The 21,860-nt window shown below is 70.4% G+C and carries 14 protein-coding genes; all 14 read left to right on the top strand.

From position 1 onward, the window contains the following. The first annotated feature begins 71 nt into the window (after positions 1 to 71). The 14 genes from RIV14_RS09240 (at position 72) to RIV14_RS09175 (ending at position 21,846) form a co-directional block, all read left to right on the top strand. Positions 72 to 1,883, top strand: a complete 1,812-nt coding sequence (locus RIV14_RS09240) for a glycerol-3-phosphate dehydrogenase/oxidase (protein ID WP_075371499.1) — start codon at positions 72 to 74, stop codon at positions 1,881 to 1,883. A 171-nt stretch (positions 1,884 to 2,054) separates the two neighbouring features. After that, the gene (locus RIV14_RS09235) at positions 2,055 to 2,795 is read left to right on the top strand and encodes an MIP/aquaporin family protein (protein ID WP_070662921.1); all 741 of its coding nucleotides are present in this window, start codon (positions 2,055 to 2,057) and stop codon (positions 2,793 to 2,795) included. A 61-nt stretch (positions 2,796 to 2,856) separates the two neighbouring features. Then, a complete protein-coding gene (glpK, locus tag RIV14_RS09230) occupies positions 2,857 to 4,404 on the top strand; it encodes a glycerol kinase GlpK (protein ID WP_075371498.1) in 1,548 nt (515 codons plus the stop codon). Between the two features lie 234 nt (positions 4,405 to 4,638). Continuing rightward, positions 4,639 to 6,693, top strand: a complete 2,055-nt coding sequence (locus RIV14_RS09225; protein ID WP_081381767.1) for a heavy metal translocating P-type ATPase — start codon at positions 4,639 to 4,641, stop codon at positions 6,691 to 6,693. Positions 6,694 to 7,456: 763 nt separating this feature from the next. Then, positions 7,457 to 9,166, top strand: a complete 1,710-nt coding sequence (locus RIV14_RS09220; protein WP_075371497.1) for an L-lactate permease — start codon at positions 7,457 to 7,459, stop codon at positions 9,164 to 9,166. 497 nt (positions 9,167 to 9,663) lie between these two features. Beyond that, on the top strand, positions 9,664 to 10,494 hold the full coding sequence (locus tag RIV14_RS09215) for a (Fe-S)-binding protein (protein ID WP_075371496.1): 831 nt from the start codon (positions 9,664 to 9,666) through the stop codon (positions 10,492 to 10,494). Continuing rightward, the gene (locus tag RIV14_RS09210; protein WP_075371495.1) at positions 10,491 to 12,224 is read left to right on the top strand and encodes a LutB/LldF family L-lactate oxidation iron-sulfur protein; all 1,734 of its coding nucleotides are present in this window, start codon (positions 10,491 to 10,493) and stop codon (positions 12,222 to 12,224) included. Before RIV14_RS09215 ends, RIV14_RS09210 begins: the two co-directional genes overlap by 4 nt. Further along, a complete protein-coding gene (locus tag RIV14_RS09205; RefSeq protein ID WP_075371494.1) occupies positions 12,224 to 12,874 on the top strand; it encodes a LutC/YkgG family protein in 651 nt (216 codons plus the stop codon). Before RIV14_RS09210 ends, RIV14_RS09205 begins: the two co-directional genes overlap by 1 nt. A 273-nt stretch (positions 12,875 to 13,147) precedes the next feature. Beyond that, positions 13,148 to 14,611, top strand: coding sequence for a mannitol dehydrogenase family protein (locus tag RIV14_RS09200; protein ID WP_256698887.1), 1,464 nt, complete (start codon positions 13,148 to 13,150; stop codon positions 14,609 to 14,611). A 285-nt stretch (positions 14,612 to 14,896) separates the two neighbouring features. Then, on the top strand, positions 14,897 to 16,165 hold the full coding sequence (locus RIV14_RS09195) for an alpha-hydroxy acid oxidase (RefSeq protein WP_075371492.1): 1,269 nt from the start codon (positions 14,897 to 14,899) through the stop codon (positions 16,163 to 16,165). A gap of 360 nt (positions 16,166 to 16,525) precedes the next feature. Further along, positions 16,526 to 18,109, top strand: a complete 1,584-nt coding sequence (locus RIV14_RS09190) for a peptide MFS transporter (RefSeq protein WP_178387800.1) — start codon at positions 16,526 to 16,528, stop codon at positions 18,107 to 18,109. 175 nt (positions 18,110 to 18,284) lie between these two features. After that, a complete protein-coding gene (locus tag RIV14_RS09185; RefSeq protein WP_075371490.1) occupies positions 18,285 to 18,809 on the top strand; it encodes a PadR family transcriptional regulator in 525 nt (174 codons plus the stop codon). Further along, the gene (locus RIV14_RS09180; RefSeq protein WP_075371489.1) at positions 18,806 to 19,636 is read left to right on the top strand and encodes an ABC transporter ATP-binding protein; all 831 of its coding nucleotides are present in this window, start codon (positions 18,806 to 18,808) and stop codon (positions 19,634 to 19,636) included. Before RIV14_RS09185 ends, RIV14_RS09180 begins: the two co-directional genes overlap by 4 nt. Then, a complete protein-coding gene (locus RIV14_RS09175) occupies positions 19,633 to 21,846 on the top strand; it encodes an FtsX-like permease family protein (RefSeq protein WP_075371488.1) in 2,214 nt (737 codons plus the stop codon). The genes RIV14_RS09180 and RIV14_RS09175 overlap by 4 nt, the downstream gene beginning before the upstream one ends. Positions 21,847 to 21,860 lie beyond the last annotated feature (14 nt).

Below are 21,860 nucleotides of genomic sequence, written 5' to 3'. Positions count from 1 at the left end.
CCGGTCAACGCCGACCGGCCCCGCACAGCCTCACCAGTTTCGACCTCACGACACGTAGGAGCCCAGGAGCCATGACCTCCACCCGCAAGCCCTCCTCCAAGAAGACCCCCTCCCGCAGCTCCGGCCCGGCTGGCCCCGCCGCCCCCTCCTACCCCGCACCCATCCAGGACACCGCGCTCAACGCCGCCCAGCGCGAGCGCGCTCTGGAGGAGATGACCTCGGCCGAGGGCCTGGACGTCCTCGTCGTCGGCGGAGGCGTCACCGGCGCCGGCATCGCCCTGGACGCGGCAGCCCGCGGCCTGCGCACCGGCATCGTGGAGATGGGCGACTGGGCCTCGGGCACCTCCTCGTGGTCCTCCAAGCTCGTCCACGGCGGCCTGCGCTACCTCTACCAGCTCAACTTCGCCCTCGTGCACGAGGCCCTTACCGAGCGCGGCCGCCTGCTGAGCACCACCGCACCGCACCTGGTCAAGGCCCAGCCCTTCCTGTGGCCGCTCAAGCACCACTACGAGCGCTCCTACTCCGCCGTCGGCGTAGGCATGTACGACGCCCTGGCCCTGGCCGGCGCCCGCGGCCGCAAGACCGTGCCGATCCAGCGTCACCTGGGCCGCAAGGGCACCTCCGCCCTGGCCCCCTCCCTGGACACCAGCGGCCTGGCCGGCTCCATCCGCTTCTTCGACGCCCGGGTCGACGACGCCCGCCTGGTCATCGACCTGGTGCGCACCGCCGTCGGCCTGGGGGCGCTGGCCGCCAACCGCACGAAGGTCACCGGCTTCCTCACCGACGAGCGCGGCCACGTCCACGGCGCCCGCGTCACCGACCTGGCCACCGGCACCGCCCACGAGATCCGGGCCAAGCGCACCATCAACGCCGCCGGCGTGTGGACCGAGGACGTCCAGGACCTGGCCACCGACGCGGGCGGTCTGAAGGTCCTGGCCTCCAAGGGCATCCACATCGTGGTCCCCAAGGAGGCCATCGACGCCGAGACTGGCGTCTTCCTGCGCACCGAGAAGTCCGTCCTGTTCATCATCCCCTGGCCCGAGTACTGGGTCATCGGCACCACCGACACCCCCTGGGACCTGGACGTCTCCAAGCCCGTGGCCACCGCCACCGACGTCGACTACATCCTCGAGCACGCCAACTCCGTGCTGTCGCGGCCCATCACCCGCGATGACATCATCGGCGTCTACGCGGGCCTGCGCCCCCTGCTCCAGCCCAAGCTCAAGCCGGGCGCTCAGGCCGCCTCCACGAAGGTCTCCCGCGAGCACACGGTCACCCGCATCGCCCCGGGGCTGACCGCCATCGCCGGCGGCAAGCTGACCACCTACCGGGTCATGGCCTCCGACGCCGTCGACCACGCCCTGGGCGAGGCCCTGTCCCACGCCCACCCCTGCGCCACGCAGGAGCTGCCCCTGGTGGGTGCGGCCGGCTACCACGCCCTGGCAAAGCGGGCCGGACGGATCGCCGGTGAGCGCGGCTGGACCCTGGAGAGGGTCACCCACCTGCTGGACCGCTACGGCGACGAGACCCCGGTCCTGCTTCAGGCCATCGACGCCGCCGACCCCGAGGAGCGTCTGGGCGAGCCGCTGGCGGAGGCCCCCACCTACCTGCGCGCCGAGGTCGTCTGGGCCGTCACCCACGAGGGCGCCGAGAGCCTCGACGACGTCCTGCTGCGCCGCGTGCGCCTGGACCTCTCGCACCGCGACCGGGGCCTGGCCGCCGCCGACGAGATCCTGGCGATCATGGCACCGCTGCTGAACTGGTCGGACAAGGACGTCGCCGCCCAGAAGGAGGCCTACGCTCAGCGCGTGGCCCAGATCGCCGCGGCCGAGGCCGAGCTGACCGACGCTGCCGCGGTGGCGCACATCACTGAGCCGATCTAGTCTCCTGTGGGCCGAGCGGACCGCACCCGGTGCCGCTCGGTCCACAGGCTCCCCGTGGTGCCCGCAGATTCCGGCGGAGGCGGGCACCACGACCACCCAACCACCGCCGACGAACCGGACCTCGCAGTCCCGATTGAACCCGCACACCGTCGTGCAGAAAGAGAGCCGCACATGTCTGCGAGCCTGACCCAGATCTTCGCCTCGGAGGCCCTGGGGACATTCCTTCTCATCCTTCTGGGCTGCGGCGTCGTCGCCGGTGTCGCGCTGCCCGGCTCCAAGGCCAAGGACGGCGGCTGGATCGTCATCACCATGGCCTGGGGTCTGGCGGTCTTCGTGGGCGTCTACGCCGCCTACAAGACCGGCGCACACCTCAACCCGGCCGTCACCATCGGTCTGGCGGTCGCCGGACGGGACCTGGCCGAGGGGATCCCCGCCTCGGCGACCACCATCCTGGTTTACTTCGCTGCCCAGATGGTGGGCGCCATCCTGGGCGCCACCGCCGTGTGGCTGTCCTACAAGAAGCAGTTCGACCAGAAGGCCGACGCCGCCGCCAAGCTCGGCGTGTTCGCCACCGGCCCGGCGGTGCGCTCCTACGGATGGAACGTCGTGACCGAGGCCGTGGGCACCTTCGTGCTGCTGGCCTGGATCATCGCCTCGGGCAAGACCCCCTCGGGCCTGGGCCCGCTGGCCGTGGCCCTGGTCATCGTCGTCATCGGTCTGAGCCTGGGCGGCCCCACCGGCTACGCCATCAACCCGGCCCGTGACCTGGGCCCGCGCATCGCACACGCCCTCCTGCCGATCCCCGGCAAGGGCGACTCGGACTGGGCCTACTCCTGGGTCCCGGTCGTCGGTCCGATCATCGGCGCCGTCGCCGCCGGGCTCATCGTCCCCCACATCGCCGGACTGTTCTGAGCCCGGCTCCTCCCCTCATACACAGTCACAGCCCCTCACAACGCAGTGAAAGGACATTTCCTTGACCCCCAACAGCACAGCTGACAGCGACGAGAAGAAGTACGTCCTGGCCATCGACCAGGGCACGACCTCCTCACGCGCCATCCTGTTCAACCACGACGGCGAGATCGTCGCCGTCGACCAGAAGGAGCACGAGCAGATCTTCCCGCGTGCCGGCTGGGTCGAGCACGACGCGAACGAGATCTGGGACAACATCCGCTCCGTCGTCGGCGAGGTGCTCGCCAAGGCACAGATCAACCGCCACGAGATCGCCTCGGTGGGTATCACCAACCAGCGTGAGAGCGCCGTCGTGTGGGACAAGAACACCGGCGAGCCCGTCTACAACGTCATCGTCTGGCAGGACACCCGCACCCAGAAGATCTGCGACCGCCTGGCCGGCGAGGACGGCCCGGACAAGTACAAGGACCGCGTCGGCCTGGGGCTGGCCACCTACTTCGCCGGCCCCAAGGTCGCCTGGATCCTGGAGAACGTCGCGGGCGCCCGCGAGCGTGCCGAGGCCGGCGACCTCCTCATGGGCACCATGGACACCTGGACGCTGTGGAACCTCACTGGCGGGGTCAACGGCGGGGTGCACGCCACGGACGTCACCAACGCCTCGCGCACGATGCTCATGAACATCGACACCCTGGACTGGAACCCCGAGATCTGCGCGGACATGGGCATCCCCGTCTCCATGCTCCCCGAGATCCGTCCCTCCTCGGGCGTCTTCGGATACGGCCGCAAGAACGGTCTGCTGGTGGACACCCCCATCAGCGGCATCCTCGGCGACCAGCAGGCGGCCACCTTCGGGCAGGCCTGCTTCGAGAAGGGCCAGGCCAAGAACACCTACGGCACCGGCTGCTTCATGCTCATGAACACGGGCACCACCCCGGTGCGCAGTGAGAACGGGCTGCTGACCACCGTGTGCTACCAGATCGGGGACGAGCCGGCCGTCTACGCCCTGGAGGGCTCGATCGCCGTGGCCGGCTCGCTGGTGCAGTGGCTGCGCGACAACCTGGGCATCATCGCCGACTCCAAGGACATCGAGGCCCTGGCCTCCAGCGTCGAGGACAACGGCGGGGCCTACTTCGTGCCGGCCTTCTCCGGACTGTTCGCCCCGCACTGGCGCCCTGACGCCCGCGGCGCCCTGGTGGGTCTGACCCGTTACGTCAACAAGGCGCACATCGCCCGGGCCGTGGAGGAGTCCACCGCCTACCAGACCCGCGAGGTCCTCGAGGCCATGAACGCCGACTCAGGACAAGCCCTGACCGAGCTCAAGGTCGACGGCGGCATGACCCGCGACGAGCTGCTCATGCAGTTCCAGGCCGACCAGGTGGGTGTGCCCGTGGTGCGCCCGAAGGTCGCCGAGACCACGGCGCTGGGGGCCGCCTACGCCTCCGGTATCGCGGTGGGCTTCTGGTCGGGCACCCAGGACGTCATCGACAACTGGGCCGAGGACAAGCGCTGGGAGCCGACCATGGAGGAGGCCGAGCGCGAGCGGCTCTTCCGCAACTGGAACAAGGCCGTCCAGCGCACCCTGGACTGGGTCGACGAGGACGTGATCGAGTAGGGACCGCGTTCGGCAGAGCTCATGCGGTGGTCGCCGGCTTAGCGGCCGCCTGAGCTCCCAGTATCCCGGACGCCGCCGACGGGCCCGCCTCCCCACGGGCCCGTCGGCGGCGTCCTTGCGCGTCACTAGTCCTCTCATACACTGTCGAGCCGCTTGAATGGCCGGTAGATTCCTGGGTGGCGCTCCCCGGCCCGCCCCGGGGAGTCCTTCCCGTCCCCTGCGAGGAGTCCCTGTATGACGGCTCACCCACCCGCTGCCCACGTGTCCCCACCCGCCTCGGCACCATCGGCCTCGACGCCGGCACTGCCCGTCGATGCCTCCGACGAGCTCTCCGGCACTGGCGCCTCGGCCGGCGCCCCCACGGGCGCACGGATTCTCGAGCAGATCGAGTGGGCCGACGTCGTGCGCATCGCAGCAGTGGGCCTGGCGGCGCTGGGTGCCTGGATCGCGGAAGCGGCGGGCACGCCCGGCTGGGTGGTGGGCGCCGTCGGGACGGTGGTGCTGGCGGTGGGCTGCTGGCCGCTCCTGATCGAGGCGGTGGGCGACTTGCGCGAGCGGCGCATGAGCATGGAGCTCTCAATGCTGCTGGCCATCGTGGCGGCCGCCGCCATCGGCGAGTGGGTGACCGCCCTGGCCGTGACCGTCTTCGCGCTGTGCGCCGAGATCCTGGAGGAGCTGTCCATGGATCGGGGGCGCGATGCCCTGACCGACCTCATGTCCTTCCTGCCACAGACCGCGCGGGTGGTGGGAGCCCCCAAGGCCGCTGATTCCGCCGAGTCCTCGCAGTCCTCCGGGGTCACTGAGGTCCCCCTGGACGAGGTGCGCCCGGGGCAGGTCATCGCCCTGAGTCCCGGGGGCCGGGTACCGGCCGACGGCGTCGTGCGCAGCGGCCGGGCCGACGTCGACCAGTCCCGGATCACCGGGGAGGCGCTGCCCGTGCAGGTCGGGCCGGGTGACCGGGTCCCGGCCGGCTCCATCACCCGCGGCGCCCTGGAGCTCGAGGTGGAGCGGGTCGGCGAGGAGTCCTCCTACGGGCGGATCGTGGCAGCGGTGCGTCACGCCCAGTCATCGCGCGCGCCGGTCCAGCGCCTGGCCGACCGGCTGGCGGCCCGCATCGTCTACCTGGCGCTGGCGGCGGCCCTGGTCACCTTCCTGGTCACCCGGGACGTGCGGGCCACGATCTCGGTCATCATCGTGGCCGGGGCCTGCGGGGTGGCCGCGGGCACTCCCCTGGCGGTCCTGGCGGCCATCGCCCGCGCCGCCCGCTGCGGGGCCTTCGTCAAGGACGGCACCCACCTGGAACAGCTCTCCGCAGTGGACACGGTGGTGGTGGACAAGACCGGGACCCTCACCGTGGGCGCGCCGCGGGTCGTGAGCGTCCGCCCCACCGAGGCCGCCGCCGGGGAGGACGAGGTGCTGGCCCTGGCGGCCGCGGCGGAGTGGAACTCCGAGCACCCCATCGGCCGGGCCATCTACGCCGAGGCCGCCGTGCGCGACCTGACGGTGCCGGTGCCCGGCGACGTCGCCTACTCCCCCGGAGCCGGCGTGAGCACCCACGTCGAAGGGCGCCGGATCACCGTGGGGCGCTGCCGGGGGCAGGGGCACCAACCGGGGCGGGACACTGACGGCTGCGGCGACGAGGCCGCCCTGAGCACCGAGTCCGACCCGGAGGCGCCGTCGGCCACCTCAGTGGTGGAGGTGCGGGCCGACGAACAGCTCCTGGGCACCATCGCCATGGCCGACAGGCTGCGCCAAGGCGCGGCCACCGCCGTGCGCGACCTGAGTGACATGGGCCTGGAGATCCTCATGCTCACCGGCGACTCGGCCGCCTCCGCGCGCCACGTGGCCGGCCTGCTCGGCCTGAGCGAGGAGCAGGTGCGCGCCGACCTGCTGCCCACCGACAAGGAGGAGGTCGTCGACTCGCTGCGCCGGGCGGGCAAGCGGGTGGCCATGGTGGGCGACGGCGTCAACGACGCCCCCGCCCTGGGCGCCGCCGACGTCGGCATCGCCATGGGCACCGGCACGGACGTGGCCCGCGAGGCCGGGGACGTGGTCCTCGTGGGCTCAGCCCCGGCCGACCTGGTCGAGACCGTGCGGGTGGCCCGCCGGGCCCGGCGCATCATCATGGTGAACTTCGTGGGCACAGTAGTGGTCGACGTCGTCGGCATGATCGCCGCCGGGCTGGGGCTGCTGGGGCCGGTGGCCGCGGCCCTCGTGCACGTCGTCTCCGAATCGGCCTTCATCCTCAACTCTGCCCGACTGGTGCCCCGCCGCACCCGCAGGCGCTGAGTCGGCCGACCACCGACGCGGTCCACGACGTCGGCTCCTCGTGCGCCCGTCCCGGAGCGCTGTGCTGTCTCCTCACTTGTGAGACATGTGAGTGTCATGACTTCTGAGACGCTCGCTCGGACGGGGAGCCGGGGCGGTTGACTGTCCTGGAGGCGACAATGAGCCGAGGGAAGAAGCCTGGCAGGTCTTGGCAGGTCGCTGGTGTCCATGGTGCTGACATCAAAGGCGCACCAGTGCCGCACGCCGAAGAAGAACCGCAGGATTCCAACGATCCCCGCGGAGCGCTTCGACGGCTGGATCGTTCATGTCAGCGTTGTGGACACCGGGCCGCGCAGGAGTGAGTCCGGGGTTCTTGCAGCAGAGCCCGGCGTCTCAATCACAGGTCCGGCCCAGGCCGGCCTACTGCACGAGGGCCGGGATCTACTGGCCAAGGGATGTGCGCACTGCACGAAGGCCCCACCTACCTGCAGTACCCCCGACCCTCCCCCAGTAGCACCCCACCCTCGTGCAGTGCATCTAGATGACGCCGGCAGCCACCCGAGCGACAGCGAGACACCGGGCCACCTCGGCCACCGCACCCCGTGCCTCCGCTTTCACCCGGAAGGCCGCGCGAAAACGGCACGTGGCCGCCTATATAGTGCACAACTCACCATCTCCATGGCATGATCGTTAGGCCTTAGTACCCAGGACGTAACAACGCGACTGCCAGCCCAGCCCTGTTCGCGACCTGGACGACCCCATCAGTACTCACAGTGGAGTAGCCATGACGCCAGCCGTCCTGTCAGCCCTGCCGATGCATCCGGCACCGCTCGCCCCAGCCTTAGCGGGGCTGCCCGCAACCTTCACGCCGTCGACCACCGCCGTGGGAGGCAACGTCTACCTCACCGCCGCCGTGGGCCTGCTGCCGCTGGTGGTGTTCTTCATCCTCATGGGCGTGTTCAAGGTGGCCACCCACTGGTGCGCCCTCATCTCCCTGGTGATCGCCGCCGTCACCGCGGTCGTCCTGTTCCACATGCCGGTGGGCATGACGGTCATGAGCGCCACCCTGGGCATGGCCATGGGATTCGTCCCGATCATCTACATCATCATCGCGGCCGTGTGGCTCTACAACCTCACTGACGTCTCGGGTCGCTCCAAGGATCTCAAGGCCGTGTTCAACGCGATCGGCAAGGGCGACATGCGCGCCCAGGCCCTCATCGTGGCCTTCTCCTTCTGCGGCCTGCTCGAGGGGCTGGCCGGCTTCGGCGCCCCGGTAGCGATCGCCGCCGCCATGGTGGCGACCCTGGGTCTGCCCAAGCTCAAGGCGGCCGTCGTCGTCATGGTCGGTAACGCCATCAACGTGGGCTTCGGCGCCATGGCCATTCCCATCACGACGGCCGGCAAGCTCGGCGGCCAGGACCCGGTGAGCGTCGCCACCGCCATGGGGCACCTGACCTGGGTGTTCTGCGCCTTCATCCCGCTCCTGCTGCTGTTCATCCTCGACGGCGCGCGCGGCGTCAAGCAGCTGTGGCCGCTGGCGATCGTGGCGGGGCTGGCCACCGGAGTGGGCCACTTCTTCACCCCCTCGATCTCCTACGAGCTCACCGCCGTGCTGGCCTCCCTGCTGGGCCTGGCCGCCTCCTACATCTTCCTGCTGGTGTGGACCCCCACAACCCCCGAGGAGTACCGCTCCCAGGTGTCCGCCGACGACGCCCCCGACCGCGAGCGCGTCATCCTGGCCCTGCTGCCCTACATCCTCGTGGTGGTCATCATCGCCACGACCAAGCTATGGACCCTGGGCGTCAATCTCAACGAAGTCTTCGCGGCCACTAACCAGGAGTTCAAGTGGCACGGCGTCTACGGCCAGCTCCTCAACGCCAAGGGCGAGGCCTCCGAAGGCGCTATCTACAGGCTTCAGACCCTGTCCAACCCGGGCACCTGGATCTTCCTGACCGCCATCATCGTCACCTTCATCTACGCGGCGCGCTCGGTGCCGGGCAAGTTCGAGATGAGCGTGAGCAAGGGCTTCGCCACGCTGGCCAAGACCTGCTACACGCTGCGCATGGCGATCCTGACGATCGCGGCCGTCATGGCCCTGGCCTACGTCATGAACTTCTCCGGCCAGACCTCCGCGATCGGTGCGGCCCTGGCCGCCACGGGCGCCGCCTACGCCTTCCTCTCCCCGGCCCTGGGCTGGGTGGGGACCGCCGTGGCCGGCTCGGCGACGAGCGCGGGCGCCCTGTTCGCCAACCTGCAAGCCACCGCCGCCCAGGGGGCCGGCCTCGACCCGAAGATCCTGCTGGCCGCCAACACCATCGGAGGCGGCCTGGGCAAGATCGTCTCCCCACAGAACCTAGCCATCGCCTCGACCGCGGTGGACGCCCCCGGTACGGACGCCGAGATCCTCAAGAAGGCGGCGCCCTACTCCATCGGGCTGCTGCTGGTGCTGGGCACCCTGGTGTTCCTGGCCTCCCAGGTGGGGCTGGGCGTCTGAGGCCGCCGGAGCCTGACTCCCACCTGCGGCGTCGGATCGGGGACGTACTTCCCACCCGAGAACTGCGATCCCCCACCGGCGACTGCGCCCCAGCACACGCATTCTGGCGGCAAACGCAGTCCTCGCCGCGAAAGTACGTCCTCGCGGTGAAGGTGCTCTCGACGACGTCGGCCACGCTCCCGCCGAGGCATCCCCGACCCCCACCACGGATAAGGGCAGTGATGCATGACGCAATCTACATCTAGGACTTACCTCCCACACGCCGAGGGCGTCCCCCGCCCAGCTCACCTTGACCCCACGCAGATCCGCACCACCTCAACGGAAAACCCACCTCCGAGAGCAGAACCAACCGACCGGGAGAGCGTCGTCGTCAGATGAGTGCCACCTCCGGGCCGTAGCCTGAGGCGCAGCCGAGGCCGCATCACGTCCTGCTACGACGCAGGTGAGTCAGGGCGGTCCTCGTGACAGTCTCAGCTACGACGTCGTGGAGGCATATCGTGCGAATCGCCCTTTTCGCCACCTGTCTTGCGGACACCATGTTCCCGCAGGCAGCGCAGGCAACCGTCACCATCCTGGAGAGGCTCGGCCACCAGGTCTGCTTCCCCGAGGGACAGGTCTGCTGCGGCCAGATGCACGCCAACACCGGCTACTTCAAGCAGGCCGCCAAGATCACCCGCAACCACGTGGAGACCTTCTCCCCCGTGCTCGACGGCGAGTGGGACGCCATCGTCATCCCCTCGGGATCGTGCACCGGCGCGGCCCGTCACGAGCAGGGCCTCGTGGCCGAGCACGTGGGCGACACGGCCCTGGCCAAGCGGGTCGAGCAGATCGCCGCGCACACCTACGACCTGACCGAGCTGCTCATCGACGTCCTGGGCACCGAGGACGTGGGCGCCTACTTCCCCCACACGGTCACCTACCACCCCACCTGCCACTCGCTGCGCATCGCCAAGGTCGCCGACCGCCCCTACCGCCTCCTCAAGGCCGTCGAGGCCCTCACCCTCATCGACCTGCCCGACGCCGAGGTCTGCTGCGGGTTCGGCGGCACCTTCTCCATGAAGAACTCCGAGACCTCCACCGCGATGCTCGCCGACAAGATGAGCAACGTGATGTCCACGCGCGCCGAGGTCCTGTGCGCCGGCGACTACTCCTGCCTCATGCACATCGGTGGCGGCCTGTCCCGCGTCAACTCCGGGGTGCGCATCATGCACCTGGCCGAGATCCTGGCCTCCACCAAGGACGCGCCCTTCGAGGGCAACATCTCCTTCGCCCCCAAGCACGTCCAGCACACCGGTAACTCTCAGCACACACAGGCGGTGGCACGATGACACAGGTATTTCTCGGCATGCCCCACACGGGCGGGTGGCGCACCGAGGTCGAGCAGCCCGAGGACACGCTGCGCTGGGGGCCCACCTTCCCCGAGGGCGCGCACAAGACGCTGGCCAACACCCAGATGCGCCGCAACCTGGGTCACGCCACGCGCACCATCCGCTCCAAGCGCGCCCAGCGTGTGGCCGAGATGCCCGACTGGGAGGACCTGCGCAACGCCGCTGAGGCCGTCAAGTTCGAGGTGGCCTCGCGTCTGCCCGAGCTGCTGGAGCAGTTCGAGGCCAACGTGACCGCCCGCGGCGGAATCGTCCACTGGGCGCGTGACGCCGCCGAGGCCAACCGGATCATCACCGACATCATCGCCTCCAAGGGCGTCGACGACATCGTCAAGGTCAAGTCGATGGCCACCCAGGAGACGAACCTCAACGAGTACCTGGCCGACCGGGGCATCACCGCCCACGAGACGGACCTGGCCGAGATGATCGTCCAGCTGGCCGATGACATGCCCTCGCACATTGTGGTCCCGGCCATCCACCGCAACCGCTCCGAGGTGCGCGGCATCTTCCTGGACCGCATGGAGGACGCCCCCGCGGACCTGTCCGACGACCCCAAGGAGCTCACGGCCGCGGCCCGCTCGCACCTGCGCAACAAGTTCCTGCACGCCTCGGTGGCCGTCTCCGGCACGAACATGGGCGTGGCAGAGACCGGCACGGTCTCCATCTTCGAGTCCGAGGGCAACGGGCGCATGTGCCTGACCCTGCCGGACACGCTCATCACCCTCATGGGGATCGAGAAGCTGGTGCCCCGGTTCCAGGACGTGGAGATCTTCTCCCAGCTCCTGCCGCGCTCGGCCACCGGTGAGCGCATGAACCCCTACACCTCCATGTGGACGGGCGTCACCGAGGGCGACGGCCCCCAGGAGTTCCACCTGGTGCTCATGGACAACGGGCGCACCAAGACCCTGGCCGACCCGGTGGGCCGCCAGGCCCTGGCCTGCATCCGCTGCGGGTCGTGCATGAACATCTGCCCCGTCTACCAGCACACCGGCGGGCACGCCTACGGCTCGGTCTACCCCGGCCCGATCGGCTCGATCATCACGCCCCAGCTCACTCAGGGGCTGGCCGACGACGACCCGGTCCACACCCTGCCCTTCGCCTCCTCCCTGTGCGGGGCCTGCGGTGAGGTGTGCCCGGTCAAGATCGACATCCCCACGATCCTGGTCCACCTGCGGGCCCGCTCCGTGGACGTCAAGCGCCGCATGGTGCCGGACGTGTGGGACGTGGCCATGAACGTCTCGGCCCCGGTGATGTCGAAGAGCTCGCTGTGGGAGGCCGCCTCGCAGACGGTCAAGGCCTCGGCGCTGCTGGGCGGCAAGGACGGCAAGATCGGCGCCCTGCCCTTCCCGGCCTCCCTGTGGACCGGGGCGCGAGACCTTCCGGTGGCCCCCTCGGAGACCTTCCGCCAGTGGTGGAGGCGCACCCACCCCGAGGGCGAGACCCCTTTGAGCCAGGTCGCCGCCGCCCAGACCGGCCGCGGTCACGCGGACGGCTTCCCGGCCGATCCGCCGCCGTCTCCCGGAAAGCCAGTGTCCGGCAGCGCGAGCGCCGACGGCGAGCCCACCCCGGCCGCGCTGGACGCACGCTCGGCCATCAACAACCCTGAGCCGATCGCCCCAGAGGCATCTGCCCCCCAGGCCCCGGCCGGCTCGACCAGCGAGGAGGAGCTGTGATGGATGCGAAGTCCGCGATCCTGGCCCGCGCCCGCGACGCGATCTCGCGGTCCCAGACCCGACCGGTGGGGCCGATCCCGCGCAACTACATCCGCTCCGGAGAGAATCCCCCCGGCTCCAAGCCCGTGGTTGACGAGATGATCGAGAAGCTCGAGGACTACTCGGCCGAGGTCATCGTCGCCCCCAAGGACGCGGCGATCCTGGATGCCATCGATGAGCTGCTCGGTGAGGCGCGCTCCGTCGTCGTCCCCGCCGGACTGCCTGAGTCCTACAAGGAGGCGGCGGCCCGCAACGGCCGCACCGTGGTGGAGGACTCCCGTCAGGAGGCCATCGCCACCCTCGACCTCAATGAGATCGACGCCGTGCTGACCTGCTCGCGTGTGGGCATCTCGATCTCGGGGACGATCATCCTCGACGGCGAGCCGGACCAGGGCCGCCGGGCCATCTCGCTGGTTCCGGACAAGCACGTCGTGGTTCTGGAGCGCGAGTCGATCATGCCGACGGTGCCGCAGGCCGTTGACGTCCTGGGCAAGCACCCCACGCGCCCGATGACGTGGATCGCCGGCGGCTCGGCCACCAGCGACATCGAGCTGGTGCGTGTCAACGGCGTGCACGGCCCGCGCAACCTGCGCGTCGTCATCGCCCACTGAGGTTCATCAAGCCCGCCCGCGCTCCGCGTCGCCCGATTGCTCACTGCTCGGGCGGCGCGGAGCCTTGTCGGCTCTTCCCTGCTCCCGCAAGAGTTTCACGGGGATCAGGGCGAGGGGCGGACCGTTCCGCTGAGGCCTCCCGGAGTGGACGCCCACCGGATTTCCAAGGAGGCCGGGTTGACTGAAGGCCACCGGTGAAAGCGCGGAAAGGACCTCTTCTTGACCATCTCACTGACTGAGTCACCCCTGGCCCCCGACTACGACCGCTCCGCCATGACCACCGGGATCGTCCACATCGGTGTGGGCGGCTTTCACCGCGCCCACGAGGCCGCCTACCTCGACAGGCTCATGCGCCGACGCGCCGGGTCCGGCCCCCGTGGCGGCGGGCGGGCCACCGCACCGGGCGGCTCCTGCCTGGAGTGGGGGATCTGCGGCGTCGGCCTGTTGCCCGGTGACGCCCGGATGCGCGACGTGCTGGCGGCTCAGGACCACCTCTACACCCTCATCCGCAAGCACCCCGGTGGGCTGCGCGATCCGACGGTCATCGGCTCGATCCACACCTACCTCTTCGCCCCCGACGACCCCGAGGCCGTCCTGGCCCTCCTGAGCGCGTCGACCACCCGGATCGTCTCACTGACGGTCACCGAGGGCGGCTACAACGTCGACGACGCCACCGGCGCGTTCCGCACCGAGGCACCCGGAGCCGCCCACGACGCCGAGCACCCGGGCGAGCCGACAACCGCCTTCGGCTACATCGTTGAGGCGCTGCGGCGTCGTCGGGAGGCAGGGATCCCGCCGCTGACGGTCATGAGCTGCGACAACCTGCCCGGTAACGGGAAGGTGGCCCGCACGGCGGTGGTCTGCCAGGCCGCGATGAGCGACCCCGAGCTGGCGGAATGGATCGACGGGAACGTCGCCTTCCCCAACTGCATGGTGGACCGCATCACCCCGCGCACCACGCAGGCCGACATCGCCGAACTGCGGCAGGCACTCGGTGTTGAGGACGCCTGGCCGGTGGTCTGCGAGCCCTTCACCCAGTGGGTGCTCGAGGACGACTTCCCCACCGGGCGGCCCCCGTGGGAGGAGGTCGGGGTGCACATGGTCGACGACGTCGTCCCCTACGAGCTCATGAAGCTGCGTCTGCTCAACGCCTCCCACCAGGGACTGGCCCACTGGGGGCGGCTGCTAGGGCTCGAGTACGCGCACGAGGCCGCGGCCGATGCGGATATCGCCGCCTGGGTGAGGGGCTATCTTGAGCGGGAGGCGCGCGCGACACTGCGCTCGGTGCCGGGAATCGACCTGGACGACTACATCAGCACGCTCTTCAAGCGCTTCACCAACGAGGCGATCGCAGACACACTTTCCCGCCTGGCACAGGACGCCTCCAGCCGGATGCCGAAGTTCGTCCTAGGCACCGTGCGCGACAACCTCACCGCCGGTGGGCCGATCCGCCTGGGGACCGCGATGGTGGCGGCCTGGGCGCTGGGCGATGAGGGCGTCGACGAGAACGGCGGCGAGATCGTCGTCGACGATCCCCTGGCCGACGAGCTGCTGCTCCTGGCTGCCGCGCAGAAGTCCGGCCACGAGACGGCCTTCATCTCCCACGAGGGCGTCTTCGGGGACCTGGCGACCAACGAGCGCTTCCGGCGCGCCTTCGTCGAGGAGCTGGATGCCCTGCGGCGTGAAGGTGCGCGGGCGCGTCTGCGCGCCCTGGCCGGCCGTACCCGGGCGGCCTAGCCCGAGCTGGCGTCCCCGGCCGTCGTCCTGCAGTCGGAGCCACGCGCACCCCATCGCGTGGATTGTCCCCCGCCGTCGAACCGACGCCGCTGCACCGGAGACTAGCGCTCCGCAGAGATTACGCCCACCACCAAGGTTGCTTAGGCTAACCTTGTTTCAGTGACCTTTGTCCCATAGCATGAGGTGGTTCGTGGACCTCAGGGCCGGCCACGGGTGCCGGTCGCGTCCCACGAGCACTCCGCGCTGCGCGGAGCGTCCAGAATCCGACTCACCGATGAGGTTCCTATGGTCAAGCGCCAGCTGCCCAACCCGAGCGAGATCTTCGAGCTGCTCCACTTCAAGACGCCCGAGCTCAACCCCAAGCGTCGACGTCTCGACGCCGCACTGACCACCTGGGACCTGCGCAAGATCGCCAAGCGCCGCACTCCGGCCGCGGCCTTCGACTACACCGACGGCGCCGCAGAGGGCGAGATCTCCCTGCGTCGCGCCCGCCAGGCCTTCCGCGACATCGAGTTCCACCCCGACATCCTGCACCCGGCCATCGACGTCGACACCTCCTGCGAGATCCTGGGCGGACGCTCGGCCATGCCCTTCGGCATCGCGCCCACCGGCTTCACCCGCCTCATGCAGACCGAGGGCGAGGTCGCCGGGGCCGGGGCCGCCGGCGCCGCCGGGATCCCCTTCACCCTGTCCACGCTGGGCACCGCCTCCATCGAGGACGTCAAGGCCGCCAACCCCCACGGGCGCAACTGGTTCCAGCTCTACGTCATGCGCCGGCGCGAGATCTCCTACGGGCTGGTCGAGCGTGCCGCGGCCGCCGGCTTCGACACCCTCATGTTCACCGTGGACACCCCCGTGGCCGGGGCCCGCCTGCGCGACAAGCGCAACGGCTTCTCCATCCCGCCCCAGATCACGGCCGGCACCGTACTCAACGCGATCCCCCGCCCGTGGTGGTGGTTCGACTTCCTGACCACGCCCAAGCTGGAGTTCGCCTCCCTGAAGTCCACCGGCGGCACCGTGGGCGAGCTGCTCGACAACGCCATGGACCCCACCATCAGCGACGAGGACCTCAAGGTCATCCGCTCCATGTGGCCGGGCAAGATCGTCATCAAGGGCGTGCAGACGCTTGAGGACTCCAAGCGCCTCATCGACCTGGGCGTCGACGGCGTCCTGCTGTCCAACCACGGCGGGCGCCAGCTCGACCGCGCCCCCGTCCCCTTCCGTCTCCTGCCCGAGGTGGTCCGTGAGGTCGGCAAGGATGCCACGATCATGGTGGACACCGGCATCATGAACGGCGCCGACGTCGTGGCCGCCGTCGCCCTGGGCGCGAAGTTCGGGCTCGTGGGCCGCGCCTACCTCTACGGTCTCATGGCCGGCGGGCGCGAGGGCGTGGACCGCATGATCGAGATCCTCTCCGATGAGGTCGTCCGCACCATGAAGCTCCTGGGGGTCTCCAGCCTGGCCGAGCTCGAGCCGCGCCACGTCACCCAGCTGACCCGTCTGACCCCGGTGCGCCCGAGCGTCAAGGCCGCATCCGACGCCCTGGCCCGCTGAACCCCGCTCCGCGCAGACCCTACCGGCCCGATCCCTGCGCCCGGTGTCGGAGGTCTCCCCGTCATCCGCCCGGCGCGGCGGTGCCCGGTGGCCCCGGAGAAGAGACCCCAGCGGTCGCCTTCCGGGGCCGCCGCCGTCTGGCCGAGAGCCGGAAGCATGCCGGAAACAGGCCGGGCACTATGGTCGTGGCACCACCATTTCTGTCCTCGGCGACAGGTCTGTGCCTCCTCACATCAGACGAAGCACCCGGCGCCCTGGATCACCCCTGCGGCCGGCCCCGAGCGGCCACCGCCCTGAGGAAGGGACAGCGCCATGACACAGTCCGAGTCCAGCCCAACGCCCGGCTCGACGTCCGGCCCGATGTCAGGCACCGCGACGGCGGCCGACGACCGCGAGGGCGAGCTCGCCGAGCCCGGCCGCCTCATCTCCAGCCGGTGGCGGCCCCGCAGCCTGCGCACGACGCCGTCGAGGCAGGACCGGGGGCTGTTCGACCAGCCCCGGGGGCTTCCCTGGATGCTCAACGTGGAGATGTGGGAACGCTTCTCCTACTACGGCATGCGCGCCATCCTGCTCTACTTCATCACCGACACCGTGGCCGGAGGCGGCCTGGGCCTGAGCGAGACCAGCGGGCAGGTCGTCATCGCGCTCTACGGGATGGCCGTCTACTTCCTGGCCATCCCCGGGGGCATCTTCGCCGATCGCATCATCGGGCCGTGGCTGTCCACCCTCTACGGCGGCGTCGTCATCATGGCCGGGCATATCTGCCTAACCATCCCCAGCACCGTGACGTCCTGGACGGGCATCGTGCTGGTAGCCGTGGGCACCGGCTTCATCAAGCCCAACCTGACGACCATCGTCGGCGGCCTCTACGACGACGATGACATCCGGCGCGACGCCGGATTCCAGCTGTTCTACATGTCCATCAACGTCGGCGCCTTCGCCTCCCCCCTGCTGACCGGCTGGCTGCGCGAGCACTACGGCTACCACGCCGGCTTCTCCTCGGCCGCCGTCGGCATGGCCTTCGCCCTGGGCGCCTTCGTCTACGGCCGCCACAAGCTCTCCGCCTTCGCCTTCACCGTCCCGAACCCCATCCGCCCTGAGGAGCTCCGGCGGCTGCTGCTGGGCACCCTCGGCGTCCTGGTCGCCGTCGGCGCCGTCGTGGCCGCCCTCCAGGCAGTCACCGGCAACCTGGTGACCACTGTCGCCACGGCGGGACTGCTCGTGCCGGTCGGTGCGGCCGTGGCCTACTTCGTGGTCATGTTCCGCTCCCCGAAGGTCACCACCCCCGAGCGCACCCACCTGCGCGCCTACATCCCCCTGTGGATCGGCGCGGTCCTGTTCTTCATGATCACCGAGCAGGCGGCCGGCAAGATGGCCACCTTCGCCGACTCCAACACGGATCTGCGGCTGCCCCTCTTCGGCTGGTCGATCACCGCGGAGGCCTATCAGTCGGTCAACCCCGCGGCGATCGTGATCCTGGCCCCGCTGATCGGCATGCTCTTCACCCGACGGGCGGGCAGGTTCCCCTCCACCATCATGAAGTTCGGCATCGCGGTGCTCATCGTGGGGCTCTCGGCGCTCATGCTGGGCTACGGGTTCCAGATCTGGCCGAGAGGCCAGCACCTGTCCCCCTGGTGGTTCCTGGCGCTGGTCTACGTCATCCAGACCGTCGCCGAGCTCTTCCTGACCCCGGTCGGGCTGGCCACGACGACCGCCCTGGCCCCCAAGAGCTTCGCCTCCCAGGCGATGGGGCTGTGGTGGCTCAGCGTCGCCACCGGGCAGGGCGTGGCCGGGTTCGTCATCGCCCAGACCGAGGACGCCTCCGACGCCACCTACTACTACGGCCTGGGCGTGGCCACACTGCTCATGGCCCTAGTGCTGTTCGCCGTCGCCCCGTGGACCCAACGGCAGATGGCCGACGTCGAGGTCACGGTGCAGGACTAGGCGCGGCTGGGGCACCGTGCGTTCGTAGGTTAAGTCTTGGGTTCGTAGGGTAAAGGTACGAACGCGAGGGCTAACCTACGAACTCGCGACTCGACACAGCCTCACGAACACGGCTCGGTTTCTCCTCCTCGCGGAGTATATCGTCGGTGTATACACTCAGCGTATAGTCGCTGGCATGGAATCCAGACTCACTCTTCTTGGGCTGCTCAGCGCTGGCCCGGGGCACGGCTACGACCTCAAACGCTCCTGGGACCACTGGTTCGCCGCCTCCAAACCGCTGGCCTACGGCCAGGTCTACGCCACGCTCGCCCGCCTGGTGCGCGACGGGCTCATCACGCAGGTCGAAACCGAGCCCGGCGCCGGCCCGGAGCGCAAGTGCTACGAGGTCACCGACGCCGGGCGCCAGAGCGTCGAGCAGTGGCTGCTGACCCCGGTCACCCCGGCCGGTGACGTCCAGGCCGACATCTTCGCCAAGACCGTCATCGCCCTCATGCTCGACGACGACGCCGGGCACCTCCTCGACCTCCAGCGCGCCGAGCACATGGCGCGCATGCGCGAGCTGACCCGCCTCAAGCAGGACGGCGACCTGCGCACGGTGCTGCTGGCTGACCACGCCCTGTTCCACATCGAGGCCGACCTGCGCTGGATGGAGACCACCGCGGCCCGCCTGAGCGAGCTGCGCGAGGAGGTGCGCTCATGAACACCACCGCCGTCACCACCGGCGTCACCCCCGCACCCAGTCGGGGCGAGACTGACCCGCCGGGCGAGGTCATCATGCGCGCCCGCGGCCTGGAGATGAGCTTCGGGCAGACCCACGCGCTGCGCGGCGTCGACCTGGACATCCTGGCCGGTGAGGTCCTGGCCGTCACCGGCCCGTCTGGCTCGGGCAAGTCCACGCTCCTGCACGTCATGGCCGGGGTCCTCGTGCCCGACGCCGGGCGCGTCGACTACCACGGAAGCGACACGACGCAGGACATCGCAGCCCTCGACGAGGCGGCCCGCAGCCGCCTGCGCCTGAAGGAGTTCGGCTTCATCTTCCAGTTCGGCCAGCTCCTGCCGGACCTCTCCGCCCTGGACAACGTCACCATCCCCCTGCTCCTGGCGGGCACCCCGCGCCGGCGGGCACTGGCCCAGGCCCGCGAGACGCTGGGCGAGCTGGGGCTCAGCGAGCACCTGGACAAGCGCCCCACCCAGCTCTCGGGCGGGCAGGCGCAGCGGGCCGCCGTCGCGCGGGCACTGGTGACCAACCCGCGACTCCTCTTCGCCGACGAGCCCACCGGCTCCCTGGACTCCCTGGCCGCCGAGCGGACCATGGAGGTGCTCCTGAACTCGGTGCGCTCCCGAGGCGCTGGCCTGGTCATCATCACCCATGACGCGCGCGTCGCCGCCTACGCCGACCGGGAGGTCACCGTGCGCGACGGACGCATCGGTCCCGGGGCCACGCAGGCCGCAGCCGGCCCGAGCCGGCCGGGGCACGCCGAGCCGGGACGCCCAGGAAATCCGGGCAGTCAGAGGGGCCGGTCATGAGCCGCATCGCCCTGACCCGGCTGCTCGTCGCCAACGACCGCTCCGCCCGGCGTCGCCTGGCCGGGATCGTCGCCGGCGTCATGATGGGGGTGGCCCTGTTCCTCATGCTGCTGGCCGCCGCCCAGGCCTTCCCCGAGCGCAGCATGCGCTCCAGTTGGGCGTCCACCGCCCTCATGCCCGGCCTCTCCGAGCAGTCGAACCACGCCGACCTCCAGCCCGACCATGCCCTGACCGACAGCGAGCTGGCCGTCGCCAGCAACTTCGACGTCGTCGGCAACCAGCCGATCACCATCCTGAGGGTGGCCCTGCCGCAGTCGGGCACCACCTCGGTGAGGATCCCGGGGGCCGACGTCGTCCCCAAGCGCGGCGAGTACCTGGCCTCACCGGCCCTGGCCAAGCGCATCGCCTCCCTTCCCGCCGACCAGCTCGGTGACCGCTACGGCAAGCAGGTAGGGGTCCTGTCACCCGACGCCGTTGAGGGCCCGGACTCGCTGGTGGCCGTCGTCGGGACGGACCTGGGGACCGTGGCCGCCTCCGAGTTCTACATCCCGCCCCAGGTGGTCACCTCCTTCCAGGGCATCCCCTACGAGAACGAGGCGTATCGGATCGCCACGCTCATCGGCGCCATCGCGGTGCTCGTGCCCGCGCTGCTGCTCGTCGGGATCGTCACCGACCTGGGGGCGGCGCAGCGGGCCGAGCGTTTCGCCACGCTGCGCCTCATCGGGGCCACGCCCCAGCAGGTCGCCCGCACCGCGGCCCTGGAGATCGGGGCCACCACCTTCGTCGGCGCCCTGGCGGGCGTGGCCCTCTACCTGGCCCTGATCCCGCTGGCCGCGCAGATCACGCTGAGAACCAGCCGCTTCTACTACTCCGACCTGCTGCGCTCCCCGGTTAACGCGGTCCTCGCCGTCGTCGTGACCACGGCGGGGGCGGCGGCCGTGGCCTGGTGGCGCACGCGACGGGCCGACCTCGGCCCGCTGGGCGGGTCCCGTGAGCGCACCGAGCGCCGTCCCCGCCTTATCTCGCTGGCACCCGTGATCCTGGGGACGGCGGGGCTGATCAGCACCCCGTCGGTGGCCCGTCAGGACTCCGACCTGACCATCTACCTGCTGCCCGCCTCCTTCCTGTGCGCGATGCTGGGGCTGGTGTGGGCCGGACCGGTCCTAACCTGGTGGGTGGCACGAGGCGGCAGGGCCCTGGCCCGTTCCGCGGCGCAGGTCATCGGCTTCAACCGGATCACTCAGCACCCCCGGGCGGTCTTCCGGGCGGTGGCTGGCGTCGTCATCGCCGTCTACGCCATGACGGTGTTCGCCGTCGCCATCACGGCCGCCGCGGGAACCCGCGACGTCACACAGGGCGGTGGGCACCTGAGCCCCACGACGCTCGCGGCGACGCCGGCGGTCAGCGACGAGGGCACCCTGAACAGCGCCGTCGACCGGCTCGCCGCCGTGCCCGGGGTGACGACGGTCGCCGTGGGGAGGATCAGCGGGGACAGCATGCAGGACAGCCGGGTCATCCTCGAGGCGGGCAAAGCCGAGGCCCTCGGGGCACCGCACGTGGCGGCCCCAGATGGAGCGGTGGCCATCAGCGCCCAGTGGCTGTATGAGAACGCGGCCGCCTCGCCGTCGCCGGTCAGCGCCGAGGAGCTGGCGAGCGCCCGTGAGCACGGCGCGCCCATCATCCTGGTGGCCACCGACCCGGCCAGCCCCGGGGCCATCGATCGGGCCCGCACCGCCCTGGCCACCTCCGACCTGACCCTGGGGACCGCCCCGACCTCACCCAGCTCGATCCAGGCCCTCCAGGGCAGCGCCATGGAGAACCAGTTCGCCCAGCTGGGTTACATCGGCATCCTCATCGCCGCGGGCATCTCCGCGGTCTCGCTCGGGGTCTCGACGGTGGCGGCGCTGTTGGGGCGTCGGCGGGTCCTCGGTCTGCTGAGGCTGGTCGGCATGCCGGCGGCGACGCTGCGCTCCATGGTCGCCTACGAGGCGGCGCTGCCGACGGCTACTGCCCTGGTCATGAGCATCGGCCTGGGCTGGCTGACCGCATGGTCGCTGATCGGTGGGGTCTCGGGGCGCCGCATCGGCTGGCCCGGAGGCGGCTACTGGCTGGTGCTGGGGGCGTGCCTGGCGCTGGTGGTGGTGGCGACCCTGGCCAGTGCCCGCTACGGCCGGCGCATGCTGGCCGGCACCACCGTCCGATTCGAGTAGAAACGGCCCACAGT

Source organism: Actinomyces acetigenes, from assembly GCF_031296635.1.
Lineage (GTDB): Bacteria > Actinomycetota > Actinomycetes > Actinomycetales > Actinomycetaceae > Actinomyces > Actinomyces acetigenes.
Note: the sequence above shows the minus strand (reverse complement) of the source record. Positions and strands in the feature narration are given on the sequence as shown.